Annotated in this window: 14 protein-coding genes; 4 read left to right on the forward strand and 10 right to left on the reverse strand. The window is 42.3% G+C overall.

Translation table 11 applies throughout. The features are described from left to right. Positions 1 to 31: 31 nt before the first annotated feature. A complete protein-coding gene (locus CUU64_RS09110; protein WP_101633244.1) occupies positions 32 to 268 on the forward strand; it encodes a glutaredoxin family protein in 237 nt (78 codons plus the stop codon). A gap of 86 nt (positions 269 to 354) precedes the next feature. Here CUU64_RS09110 and CUU64_RS09115 read toward each other — a convergent pair whose 3' ends face one another. From CUU64_RS09115 to CUU64_RS09130, 4 genes are all read right to left on the reverse strand, one after another. Then, the gene (locus CUU64_RS09115; RefSeq protein ID WP_101633245.1) at positions 355 to 585 is read right to left on the reverse strand and encodes a hypothetical protein; all 231 of its coding nucleotides are present in this window, start codon (positions 583 to 585) and stop codon (positions 355 to 357) included. Between the two features lie 65 nt (positions 586 to 650). Next, positions 651 to 1,859, reverse strand: a complete 1,209-nt coding sequence (locus CUU64_RS09120) for an EAL domain-containing protein (protein ID WP_101633246.1) — start codon at positions 1,857 to 1,859, stop codon at positions 651 to 653. 389 nt (positions 1,860 to 2,248) lie between these two features. After that, positions 2,249 to 2,458: a hypothetical protein gene (locus CUU64_RS09125; RefSeq protein WP_101633247.1), complete on the reverse strand. Its 210-nt coding sequence runs from the start codon at positions 2,456 to 2,458 to the stop codon at positions 2,249 to 2,251. 77 nt (positions 2,459 to 2,535) lie between these two features. Next, positions 2,536 to 4,392: an SLC13 family permease gene (locus CUU64_RS09130; RefSeq protein WP_101633248.1), complete on the reverse strand. Its 1,857-nt coding sequence runs from the start codon at positions 4,390 to 4,392 to the stop codon at positions 2,536 to 2,538. A gap of 163 nt (positions 4,393 to 4,555) precedes the next feature. On the opposite strand from CUU64_RS09130, the gene CUU64_RS09135 reads away from it, so the two are divergent. Next, the gene (locus CUU64_RS09135) at positions 4,556 to 5,416 is read left to right on the forward strand and encodes a metallophosphoesterase (RefSeq protein WP_101633249.1); all 861 of its coding nucleotides are present in this window, start codon (positions 4,556 to 4,558) and stop codon (positions 5,414 to 5,416) included. Between the two features lie 87 nt (positions 5,417 to 5,503). On the opposite strand, the gene CUU64_RS09140 is transcribed toward CUU64_RS09135, so the two are convergent. Continuing rightward, positions 5,504 to 5,728 carry an EAL domain-containing protein gene (locus CUU64_RS09140; RefSeq protein WP_101633252.1) on the reverse strand — a complete coding sequence of 75 codons (225 nt, stop codon included), beginning with the start codon at positions 5,726 to 5,728 and terminating at the stop codon, positions 5,504 to 5,506. Positions 5,729 to 6,013: 285 nt separating this feature from the next. Here CUU64_RS09140 and CUU64_RS09145 point away from each other — a divergent pair, with 285 nt between their 5' ends. Beyond that, positions 6,014 to 6,520: a YkyB family protein gene (locus tag CUU64_RS09145; protein WP_101633253.1), complete on the forward strand. Its 507-nt coding sequence runs from the start codon at positions 6,014 to 6,016 to the stop codon at positions 6,518 to 6,520. Positions 6,521 to 6,693: 173 nt separating this feature from the next. On the opposite strand, the gene CUU64_RS09150 is transcribed toward CUU64_RS09145, so the two are convergent. Both CUU64_RS09150 and corA read right to left on the reverse strand, forming a co-directional pair. Then, on the reverse strand, positions 6,694 to 7,599 hold the full coding sequence (locus CUU64_RS09150; protein ID WP_101633255.1) for a chemotaxis protein: 906 nt from the start codon (positions 7,597 to 7,599) through the stop codon (positions 6,694 to 6,696). 418 nt (positions 7,600 to 8,017) lie between these two features. Continuing rightward, complete coding sequence (corA, locus tag CUU64_RS09155) at positions 8,018 to 8,998, reverse strand: magnesium/cobalt transporter CorA (RefSeq protein WP_101633256.1); 981 nt, start codon at positions 8,996 to 8,998, stop codon at positions 8,018 to 8,020. Positions 8,999 to 9,169: 171 nt separating this feature from the next. Between corA and CUU64_RS09160 the strand changes: the two genes are divergently transcribed. Continuing rightward, positions 9,170 to 10,315 (forward strand): aminotransferase A, encoded by a 1,146-nt coding sequence (locus CUU64_RS09160; RefSeq protein ID WP_101633258.1) that lies wholly within the window; start codon positions 9,170 to 9,172, stop codon positions 10,313 to 10,315. A gap of 40 nt (positions 10,316 to 10,355) precedes the next feature. On the opposite strand, the gene CUU64_RS09165 is transcribed toward CUU64_RS09160, so the two are convergent. From CUU64_RS09165 to CUU64_RS09175, 3 genes are read right to left on the reverse strand one after another with little or no spacing between them, the layout of a single operon-like run. After that, positions 10,356 to 10,721 carry a hypothetical protein gene (locus CUU64_RS09165; RefSeq protein ID WP_101633260.1) on the reverse strand — a complete coding sequence of 122 codons (366 nt, stop codon included), beginning with the start codon at positions 10,719 to 10,721 and terminating at the stop codon, positions 10,356 to 10,358. A gap of 53 nt (positions 10,722 to 10,774) precedes the next feature. Beyond that, entirely contained in the window at positions 10,775 to 11,671 is an 897-nt protein-coding gene (locus CUU64_RS09170; protein WP_180954520.1) for an NAD(P)-dependent oxidoreductase, read from the reverse strand. A 55-nt stretch (positions 11,672 to 11,726) separates the two neighbouring features. Then, on the reverse strand, positions 11,727 to 12,512 hold the full coding sequence (locus tag CUU64_RS09175; RefSeq protein ID WP_101633262.1) for an SDR family oxidoreductase: 786 nt from the start codon (positions 12,510 to 12,512) through the stop codon (positions 11,727 to 11,729). Positions 12,513 to 12,659 lie beyond the last annotated feature (147 nt).

The raw sequence follows: 12,659 nt of genomic DNA on the forward strand, positions 1-12,659 counted from the left end.
GGGTATGAAAGTAGATACTGGAGGCCGATTTATGGAGAAAATAACATTATATACACAACCAGACTGCCCTCCCTGTAAAATCGTTAAAATGTTCTTGCAGGAGTACAATATAAGCTATCATGAAAAGGATATCAAAAATGACAGTAAAGCCCGATCTGAGTTAACAGGCCGATATGGCTCTTATTCAACTCCTACCACCGTTATTGGTGATAAAGTAATCATCGGATTCGAGCTCGAACAATTAAAAGAAGCGCTTCAGATTGACTGATTAGCGCCTGAACAGCCTTCTGGTAGACCACCGAAGGCTTTTTTTCTTGTTAAGAAGAAAGGATACAAACCTGTAGTACATGGGGATTATTTAACAGACCAGTATAATATGTATCCCAATACGAAAACAAAAAAGAGAGCTATAGACAGAAACACCGGATTTAGTAAGTAGGGATGCTGCTGGATTTTTTCATCGATTTGGGCATCATATTCCCCTTTTAAAACTTTCTGGGTTCTTCCTACAGCAAAAGTATAAACAATAGAAACGATAACGATTGCAATGGAAACGATCATTAGTGTCCAGATTAACGTGCTCAAAACACTTCCTCCAAGCTTTTTTTGCTTAGAGTGGCTCGGGACCTTATCTTTTATTCAGGGTCCATCTAGAGTAGCGCATCATTTTCGTATAGATAGGCATAAGAAAGGTCCATAAAAAGAAAATCATCGTTCGTTAACGGATAAGAGAAGGTCCGTATCATCTCTCCTGTCTCGATGTCACTGTAAAGGTCAGATAAGATTCCCCTCTTTTCATACGTCATTTTTATAATATTTTCCAAAAAATATGGCCGCCAGCTCCAGTTTTTATTTAGGTATTCATTCTGGATAATCCAGTTTCCGTTCTGGTCCTTAAGAATGTTTGGCGACTTTTGGAACCCTTTTTCATCACAAACATAAAAACGGAAACACATGGATTCAAGGGACTTTGCAAGGGCCATTAATAACTTCTCATAACGTTCCAGCTTTTTATGCTTGGAAAGCAAGGTCTGGATCCCTTCGTTAAAATCAAGAGTCTTTTGGTAGATTGCCTTCAATTTCTTCTTTTCGACAGCTATGAAGCTCTCACATTCACTTCGGAATTTCTCTCTTAGCAAGTTCTCATCTATGAAGTGGGCTTGCGGGTGCGCAAGATAAAATCCCTGATAGTAACGCGCGCTGTTCTTCCAGGCAAACATAAGCTGATGTTCTTGCTCAATATGCTCAAAAAGCAGGTTTGCCCCTATTTTTCTTGCTAACATGCTTAATGAAAAAAGGATGACCTGGTAGGAATCAACTCCAGTTTTTCTTAGTTTATCTAAGTTCACCTTCAGGATGTGGGGTGAGATTTGGGCAATCCTGTCCAAGTGGCTTTCTTCACCAAGATGGTCCAGGGCAATCTTTATTCCATACGTTTTATAATATGCGAGTAAATGCTGCAAAGGCTCCAGATTATGTGAATAATCTGTATCGGAAATCTCCAGCACAACCCGCTGCATTTGTTCCGGAAATAAATATTTCTTCAAAATATCCAAGAAATTTTCGCCATGGTCAAACAGTAAAAGATTTGGGTCCCGGTTGATAAAAATTAGGAAATTTTCTCCCCTGCCAATAATTTCCCGAAGAGCTGATTCAAGTACATAATTATCAACATCAATCCGATATTCTTCCGGGATGGACTGGTCCTCGAAAAAAGGGCCCAGGCTAATATGGCTCTCCCCTTTGGCGAAACGTCCAAGGATTTCATAACCGATTACCCTGTGTTCATCCGCACTGAATATCGGCTGGTAAAATGGCTGAATCCGTTCAATTTCTGTGAGTATCTCCATAGCATCCATAAAATATGTAACCCCCTTAACACTTTCCCGCCAGGCTGCAATTCCTTAGAATTTCTTAATGCAACCGGGTTTGAGTCTGCTCTTGAGTAAAATTATACCATCATTTCAAAAAAAGAAATGATTCAGACGTTTCAGAAACTCTATTGGTGTAAAAAAGGAATATAAATCTGTCGACCTAGTTATATTCAGCTCTTTCCTATAAAAAGGGTATAACACGCTTATCGATGAGCGAAAATCATGATCATTTTAAAAAATTTCCGTTTCCTTAAAACAATAAATAGGTAAGAGCTCGAAATATGAAAAATGAACCGGCTCCCTATATAATTCCAGAATTCTTTCCTGCGCGATAGCAGGAAGGTTCTGAATCACATATCCGGGAACAGGTTCGTTTACTGATGTGCTATAAGTCTATTAAGATGGATAAATGTGTTTATGATCACCCTTCTTTTATAGTTGCCTCTTTTCTTGACAACCAGGTCATTAAGAACGGCTACAACTTCACCCGATTCCTCGAACGTTTCAAATCCAGAAACATGGATCCTGATCAGGCCAAGATTAGAGGGGATAAGCAAGATTTCGTAAATTCTCTCTTTTCTCATGTTATCCCTCTTTTCTCTCATTTACCTTTACTTGCTGCCTCCAGTCCTGCCAATATCCTGGACCTCGGTCGGCGCGGTTAGAACGGGAAGAATAGGGGTATTGCAAAAATCATAATGATGCCTATCAAAATTTGCAGCAAAATCCCAATCAAGGCAAAATCTTTATACTTATACTCTCCTGCTGTCATTGCCAATGCATTTGTTGGAGAGGCAACGGGCGTTGAGAATGCCATGGAAGCCGCAATTGCAACGCAAAGCAAAAACGGGTAAGGACTATAGTGAAGTGAGACAGCGCTCAAGAATGCGATTGGCGCGATTAACACAGCAGCCGCTGCATTTGAAATGAATTGTCCAAGTACCATCGTAAGCAGATAGAAGCCTGCGAGCAGGGCATAAGGTCCAAAACCGCCTAAAATGTTATTGATTCCCGCTGAAATTAGCACTGCTCCTCCCGTCTTTTCCAGTGCTTGGGTCACTGGAAGCATAGCAGCCAGAAGGAAAACAGCCTCCCAATTGATTTGTTGGTACGCCTCCTCAATGGATCTGACACATCCGGTCGCGATCATTAGGAAAGCGGCAACCAAAACAGATAATACCGGGGGAATCATATCAACCGTAAGCAGAACCAGCATTAATCCCATTATCCCTGCAGCAACCGGTGCTTTTCCCTTAGGAAAGGCTTCTTCCTTCTCCTCAGATTCACTGCCTACTACAATGACATCCTGCAAATCCTGGGATATCCTGTTGATATTCTCCCATTCACCATGAATCAGGAGAGCATCCCCGGGTTTTAACTGTTCTGTACCAACATCAGCCTGTATATATTCACCTTTCCGATTAATCGCGAGAACACTGCACTGGTATTTTTCACGGAAATGTATGTCTTTTAGGGTTTGATTTTCATAATCAGAATGTGGAACTATCAGAATTTCGGTCAAGCCGAACTTGCTGCTTAGAAAATGTTCCCTGATTGCTTCAGCGTTAAAATCCCTTAATTCTAACTCATAATCCGCTGCCAAACGCTTTACGGAAGCCTCCTCACCAAAAACAAGGATGATATCATCCGGATGGAGCACCTCATCCGCTTTGACTGAAAATGTATGGTTTTGTTCCCCTTGCGGAAACGGTTTACCTTTTAAATCCCTTGTAATTTCAATGACTGTGATTTCATACTTGACCGGCAGTATAAGATCAGACAGCCTTTCGCCTACAATATCTGAATCTGCCGGAATGTTAAGGTAGAACAGCCGGTCATAAACCTTGTACATACCGGCCAGCTCTGACGCCGAAATATCTTTTGCGCTATTGTTTGTATTCATGGACTCATCCGGAAGCAGTTTACGGCCTAGTGTCAGCATAAAGATAATTCCAGCCATAAGGATCACAAGCCCCACCGGTGTAAAATCGAACAGATCAAAGGGATCGAATCCATTTTCCCTTAACACATCGCCCACAATCATATTAGAAGGAGTTGAGATTAATGTCAGGACGCCGCCTAGGCTGCTTGCATAGGCTAGCGGAAGCAGAAACCGTGACGGACTTGTTCTTTGTTGAAGGGCCATGCTCGTCACAATTGGGAGCAGTACAGCTACGGTCGCAGTCCCGCTGAGAAACCCACTGAACAACCCGGCGGCAAGCATGACTATTACAAGCAGCCTTCGTTCGCTTTTAACGCCCATCTTCAGGAAATAGCTTCCCAGGCGTTCAGCAGCACCGGTATTGAAGATCCCTGCACTTACTATATATAATCCCGCAATCATTAAAACGACGGGATTGGAAAAGCCGGCCAGAGCCTCCTCGACTGAAAGAACTCCTGAAATTCCCAGAACTAAAAGGGCCGTTAGGGCTATTAAATCCGAGCGGAATTTCCCGTGTATAAACATAGCTATTGTTACGACAATGATAATAAATGTAAAGAGCATTGGCTGAGTCATTCTATACCCCCAGGGTTATCTTATATCTAAAAGGATATTTGTCTCTATATTTTAATATCCCTGTCTCATAAAAGTAATGAAGAAAAGTATAATATATTCTTCTTTTTATGTATATTGTTTGTTAGTATGAGGAAGTAACGTTTTATTAGATGGGTTGATAATCATGGAAAAAAATCTGACACGCAGATCCTTTTTAAAACGATCGCTTGCTTCCATCCTGGCGGTAGGTGGAGTTGGCTTAGGCGGTCGATATTATACACACCAAATAGAACCAAAGTGGCTCGATATACATACGATTGAAATAAATAGCCCCCAAGTACCAAAGGGATTTAGCGGCTTCCGGATCGTCCAGTTCAGTGATACACATTTAGGCTTCCAGTTCCAGCTTAAAGATCTAGGTTCCGCCATTGAAAAGATTAATGAATTAAAGCCCGACTTGATTATCTTTACCGGAGACCTGATGGACGACCCCAATCAATACCCCTACCAGAAAGACATTACGCCTGTTTTAAAACGGCTAGAAGCCCCAATGGGAAAGCTGTGCATATACGGAAACCATGACCATGGCGGCTACGGATCGGAAGTATACGAAAGTATTATGGAACAGTCCGGTTTTCAAGTGCTGCTGAACTCGAATGTTGAGATATCGCTTATAAATGGAGATAAATTATATATAGCAGGCCTAGATGATGCAATGCTCGGCCGGCCGGATTTTGAGGCAACACTTAAAGATATCCCGAAAGATGCATACACCATCCTGCTTTCCCATGCACCCGATGTTGCCGATATTACTGCTAAATACAATGTACAGCTTCAGATAAGCGGGCACAGCCATGGTGGCCAGGTTCAAATTCCCTTCGCAGGCGCCCTTGTTACACCACCCTTTGCCAAAAAATACAAAGAAGGCACATTCACTATCGGGAAATTAAAGCTGCATGTAAACAGAGGACTTGGCACCACCCGTCTTCCCTATCGTTTTTTATCAAGGCCAGAAATCACGGTATATGAATTCAGCTCAAATTGAGCTTTCTTTTTGAGTAATCAAGTATTCTCTTAAACCTATATATAAATTATATCATTTGAAAAGGAAGGAAAAAACTTCTTTCAAAATTTACCTAACACAGCTTTTAAAGAAAAATGAAAAAACTCTGCAGTCAAAAAAATGGTCGGCAGAGTTTTTATCTTTATCATTTGAATAGCTTCCACTGGCAGAAGCTGCTTGTACAGTTCCTCTGCAGGAACTGGTTTCGCTGAACAGGAAACCTTGTGCTTTTGTACAATTGGCTCCCTTTAATAATTCTACCTGTCTTGCCGATTCTACCCCCTCCGCAATCACTTCCAGTCCCACCCAGTAATTTCATATTTATAAAAGAATTCAACCTGCTTAAAAAAGCCGCCTTGAGCAAAAAGACTCATGAGGGCAACCATTTCATCCAACGCCATTAAAAATTCAATATTTCCCTTTTGCTTTTAAACCAGCTTAAAATGGTATAATATGTAGACAAGATCAAAATTAGAAACCCGCCGATTGGTAAGCCCTATAGGCAAAGACAATGCGAAGATACAGGTACGCAGATAAGATCACATACACTTTCTTATTTGCCAAGAAAGGAGCCCCTTTATGCAGCCATCAAAAGGGCAAAACGAAAACACGGTTTCCCCGATAAATTACCTTGCACAGGCAATTTTCATTGTTAACAAGCATGCCAAAACTGCCCCTGAACCAAAATATTTGTATGACTTAAAACGCATTGCCCTAAACAAGATGCTTGGAGAGGGAAAGGCTCAAAAGGTTGGATTGCATTTTTCAGACAATCCAAGACTTTCTGCCCAGCAATCCGATGTCATTATTCGGTGCGGAGACTTCATTTTCCATCTGCCGCCAACCCGGGAGGATCTGAAGACACTGCCACACCTGGGAAGCCGCCAAGTAAACGTCCGTAATCCAAAAGCCTCGATATCTTTATCAAGGGCCAAGAAAATCCTGCAGGACTATATAGGGTACACAGACCGTTTGCAAGAGGACAAGCCGCCCCAAAAGAAAAAGCAGCACGAACATTTAAGAAGAAAGCCATCCTTCCAAAATACATTCCCTTCTTCATTTTTAGGAAAGGGCTTTAAATATTAATCCGCCAATTCCCCTGTATATGCCCTTTTTACTAGCTCAAGTCTCTGCTTTAAATGAGCTGCAGTGATTCTATACTCGACTCGAATACATCACAGCCGCAGACTTGAAAAGAATCTCTAATAAAAAAAACTGTTTCTTCAGGTATATGACTCGAAGAAACAGTCCAATCATTTTTATAAGATAAATTGATCTACCAGCTTGATCAGCTCGGCAATCTCCGGTTTGCTGACCTGGGCCTCGGCCCCAACAACCTGCCCTTTGTGGCGCAAATCATCAGTAATAAGAGAAGAAAAAATAATGACCGGCAATTTCCCTAGAGCAGAATCTTCCTTGATCCTTCGCGTTAAATGATGTCCGTCCATTTGTGGCATTTCCACATCTGTAATCACCATCTGAACTTCGGCCGTTACATCCTTTCCGTCAGAAACTAGCCCTTCCAGATAGAAAAGCGCATCACGGCCATTTTCAAAGAACTCAACGTATTGAAATCCTGCCTCATCCAGTGTATCATGCAGCAATTTTCTTAATAACGGGGAATCTTCGGCCACGATAATGCGCTTATTGGAACGTTCACGCTTCCCTAATTTCTTTACCTGCTGGATATTGATTCCTGACTCCGGATTGATTTCCACTACAATTTTTTCAAAATCCAGCAACAAAAGCATTTCGCCATTCAGTTTAATGACTCCAATGATCTGGCTGTCAATTCCCTGGTACATATCCGATGGTTTTTCAATCTGTCCCCAGGAAATACGGTGTATTTGGGTCACGTTATGTACGTGGAAGACAACCTTCTGTTTGTTAAACTCTGCAACAATGAATTTATCCTGAGACGGGTTCTCTGAAGGCGGGAATCCGAGTGCATGTGCCACATCAACTACAGGCAGCACTTCTCCCCTCAATTCGATGATCCCTTCTACATTTTTGTGTGCTTGAGGCACGATCGTAATTGGCACAGGGTTGATGATTTCCTTTACCTTGATAACATTGATTCCGAATTTATTGTTTGCTATTCCAAACTCAACGATTTCCAATTCGTTTGTGCCGCTTTCCAACAAAATTCCTTTTGTATTTTCCATTCTATTCGCCCTTCCTGATCTTTGGCCTATGATAAATATACCATGCATTTCATTTAGATTTGGTATTTCTAGTGACAAACTACCAAAAAACAAGGCCCTCACAGGTTTTTTCGGCAAAAAAACAGATTTGTTTATTCTGTATTCCCTTTTTTATTTGTTTCCTTGTTATGGAATGGCAAAGTGATAACTGCCGTTGTGCCTTCCCCTTGCACACTCTCAAATCTGATGCTGCCGTTATGGCTTTCAATACGGGTTACCCCGGTTTCTTTTTGAAAAATGAACATAATCAGATAAAATAAGGCCGTATTTCTGATTTAATCAAATCTAGTTTAAGTATGAAGAAGTAGTGTAAGCCAATAAAAAAGCCGATAAACCTCTACAGGGCGATCAGCTTTCTTTGCATCTATTTTGTTTACAATTATCTTCTTGGTTCCGAGCGTTTCTTTCCCAAACGAAGCCAGCCTTTTTTGACAAAAAAGAGGTACATATACACGCCGATTCCACTCATCACCGCAAGAACCAGAAAGTAGCCATGGCGCCAGTGAAGCTCAGGCATATGCTCAAAGTTCATTCCATACACTCCTGCTATGAACGTGAGCGGCATAAAAATGGTTGTGATAACCGTTAACGTCATCATCGTCCTGTTCATGTTATTTGAATTCAGGGATAAATAGCTGTCTCGGATGTCCGATGAAAAATCTCGATGTGATTCAATCATCTCAACTAGCTTTAACAAGTGGTCATGAACATCATGAAAGTACAAATGCTGCTCCATAATGGATTCAAGGCGTTCTGAGTGGATGATTCGGTAAAGCAAATCCCTCATAGGGAGGATGGTCCTACGCAATTTTGAAAGCTCCGCCCTTAAATCAAACAGTTGTTCCATCAGCTCACCGATCGATTCATTTTCCGTATTGTCCTCAATGGTATTGAGCTCCTCTTCAATTCTGTACACGTGTGGGAAATATTCATCGACCATTTTATCTATCAGTGTATGTACAAGGAAAAAGGGGCCTTTGATACGGGACAGGCTTTCCCCCAATCGATCCCAATTATACTCCACCTCGGAGATAGGCTCCTTATGAAAGGTTACGATAAATTTTTCATTGACAAACATGTCAAGCTGTATAGATTGAGGGATTTCTCTTTCCAGGGCATGGACTACGAGGAATTGATAATCCGGATAAAAGTCAATCTTAGGGCGTTGATTGAAATCGTCCAAGCAATCTTCAATGGCGAGCGGATGAAATCCAAAATGGTCAGAGAGAATTTGAATCTCCTGTTCCTGCGGCTCGCACAGATCGACCCAAAACCATTTGATATTTTCACGGTTCAGCTCCTCTAAAGGAAGGTTGTATAAAATTTCTTGATATTCATTTATTGCACAAATCCTTATCACGATGGAATAACCTCATTTATTTTTTCACATATTTTTTAAAGTATTATACCCTCTATTACAATTGCCTTAACGTATCTTCCAATTGACAGAAGTTGTAACGGTATGCTTTTTTTACGCTTTTCACTCTTCTGTAGTGTAGAATAGACGAGAGAAAGAAGGAGGAACGACAAAATGGAACACTTGCTTAATCCGCGGGTAAAAGATATCGAGATTTCAGGCATCAGAAGGTTTTATAATCTGGTGGCTAACAAAGCCGATATGATTTCCCTAACAATCGGGCAGCCGGACTTTGGTACGCCCTCCCATATTAAAGAAGCCGCTAAAAAGGCGATTGATGAGAACTTTACTGTCTATACCCATAATGCCGGCTTCATTGAGCTTCGTGAAGCTGCATCCGTTTATTTTCAACAAAAATATGGCCTGCAATACAATGGAGAGGATGAAATCATTGTAACAGCAGGGGCCAGCGAAGCGATAGACGTAATCCTTCGCACGATTTTGACAGAGGAATGTGAGGTTATTCTTCCGGGGCCCGTATATCCCGGCTATGAGCCGGTCATAAAGCTTTGTGGCGCCCGGCCAATACATGCGGATACCACACAAAACGGCTTTAAGCTCACTGCTGATATTCTAAAGGAATACATAAATGATAGAACAAGATGCATTATTTTACCCTATCCTTCCAATCCAACTGGAGTAACACTTTCTGAGGAGGAACTCCGGGAAATCGCCGAATTGGTTAAAGGCAGAGATATTTTTATACTGGCTGATGAGATTTACAGTGAACTCGTTTTTGATCAGGAACATGTATCTATTTCTACCTTTGCCAGGGAACAGACAATTGTAATTAACGGACTTTCAAAATCGCATTCGATGACAGGATGGCGGATTGGTTTTATCCTGGCTCCCCGAGAAATTACAAAGCACATTCTGAAAGTCCACCAATATAACGTGACATGTGCCGCTTCCGTTTCCCAAAAGGCAGCGCTGGCAGCGTTAACGGATGGATTTGATGATGCGATTCCGATGAAAGAGGAATACAGCAAGCGAAGGGATTTTGTATATCAAAGATTATCGGCTATGAATTTTACGGTCGTTAAGCCGGATGGTGCTTTTTACTTCTTTGTGGGGATGCCTGACGGATTCGGCAGCTCTCTCGAGTTTGCCCTGGACTTAGTAGAAAAGGCTGGAGTTGCAGTTGTGCCTGGCGATGCGTTTTCTCAGTTTGGAGAGGGATACTTCCGCATCTCCTTCGCTTACTCGATGGAGACCCTGGAAAAAGCAATGGACAGAATGGAAGCTTATTTGCAGAGATAATAGGAAAAGCATATGCCCCATAGAAAAGGCATATGCTTTTTTAATAAACACTCCGCAGAAACCTGACGTCACGGTAATTCTCGTATTTATTGGTTGTAAAAACACTTACCTCGACAATGGAACCCTTAAGGTCCGATAGGATGTCTTCCAACTCCCTCGCGGATGCTGGCTTGGCATACCCCAAGTTTTTCAGCTCCCTCATTAGGATTTGAAAGCCGGCATCCGTTTCGATATGGCTGAATTTAGTCGGCAAAACGAGCGGGCTTTCGTTCATGAGCTTCAGTTCCCACCTGATCGGCCTCATATTATGTACCGTCTTTTCCCGGCTAAAGGCCTCAATTCTAACGATGTACCTGCCATCTTCAAGCTCCTTGAATTTCGGGTTAATATCATCAAATAAGCCCATATTCCTTCCCCCCTAAATAGGTTTACTAAAAACCTATTCAGTCATGGAAGGACCTATTCCCTGATATCAAGCCGATCCCAGTACTTATAAAGCGCCTGTGTGCCGCTTTCTCCTTCTCCCGCCTCTGCAAGCTGTTCATACAAGGACTTCGCAAGAGAAAGGCCGGGTGCCTCCATCCCCATCTTCTCCGCTTCCTCGAGCGCTATACCCATATCCTTTATGAAATGTTTAATATAGAAGCCTGGTTCAAAATCTGCCCTGATCATTCTCGGAGCCAAATTGGACAGGGACCAGCTCCCTGCTGCGCCTGACGAAATGGTCTGAAGCACCTTTTCCGGGTTAAGGCCTGACTTTTTTGCATAGACCATTGCTTCGGCAACGCCCATCATATTGGAAGCAATGGCGATTTGATTGCACATCTTTGTATGCTGCCCACTTCCAGCAGGTCCCTGGTAAACGATATTGGAGCCCATAATGTCAAACAGGGGCTTCACTGCTTCAAAATCCTCCTCAGAGCCTCCTGCCATGATTGATAACCGGGCTTCTTTCGCACCAACATCCCCTCCTGAAACAGGAGCGTCAATGGAATTCATCCCTTTCTTTTTGGCCTCGCCAAAAATTGTTTGTGCCAATGAAGGGGTCGATGTTGTCATGTCAATTAAATAGGTTCCCTTTTGTCCATTTTGAATGATGCCATCTTCCCCTAGATAAATGGCCTCCACATCATGCGGGTAGCCTACTATGGAAATGATTACATTTGTGTTTTGAGCCAGTTCCTTGGGAGAATTTGCCCAAGACGCCCCACCATTAAGGAGTTCCCTGGCTTTTTCCTTTGTCCTGGTATAAACGGTAAGTTTATAGCCTGCTTCTAGCAGATGGCCTGCCATGCTGCTTCCCATTACACCTGCCCCAATAAACCCAATTGATGTATTGTCTTTATTGATTATCATTTTTCTCCTCCAGATTTCACGTGTGATGAATCAGAGCAAATGAATTCCCTTTTGTTTAAATCGACTTAACCATGCCACCATCAACGAGGAACGCACTGCCTGTCATATATGTATTTGCGTCAGAGGCAAGGAAGGTGACGACCCTTGCAAACTCTTCAGGCTTCCCATATCTGCCAAGTGGAATGCTCTTTTTCGCACTTTCTTCTACTTGTTCAACAGAGACGCCCTTTTTCTGTGCATTTATTTCATCCAGGTGGCGGACCCGGTCTGTTGCAATGCGGCCTGGGGCTACAGTATTGATCAGAATTCCATATGGGGCCAGTTCTTCAGCCAGTGTTTTGGATAAACCAATGATGGCCGTCCTGAAGGTGTTTGATAAAATTAAGCCTGGAATCGGTTCCTTTATGGATGACGAGGCGACATTTATGATTTTCCCGCCCTGTTTCTTTAAGTATGGAAGGCATTCTCGGATTATACGTATATAGCTTAACAAATTCAGTTCAAATGAGTGCTGCCAATCGTCATCGGCCATCTGTTCAAAAGAACCCGCCGGCGGACCACCCGTATTGTTGACAAGAATATCAATCCCTCCAAATTCACCTGTTGCTTTTTCGACCATCGCCTTTATGTCAGTTGGATTTTTAACATCTGCAGCAATATATAAAACTTTGCCACCTCCTAACTTAGAAAGTTCATTTTGTACAGCAGCCAGCTTTTGTTCATCCCGGCTGGCAATCAACACATTTACACCCTCTTTTAACAATTCTGCTGCAATCGCTTTCCCAAGACCCTGGCTTGATGCTAACACAATGGCATTTTTCCCTTGTAACTGATAATCCATTTTTTAAGATCCCCCTCCAAATAGTAGTCAGAATATTCCCTGTATGGTTCCATTATACCTTTTCATCTTGAAACTGTACTCTTTTAAACGCCAGGAGCAGAAAAAAAACCGGCCCATAAAACCGGACCGGTACAAAAAGGGGGAAAT

Origin of the sequence: Bacillus sp. V5-8f, assembly GCF_002863565.1 — a bacterium.
Lineage (GTDB): Bacteria > Bacillota > Bacilli > Bacillales > DSM-1321 > Peribacillus.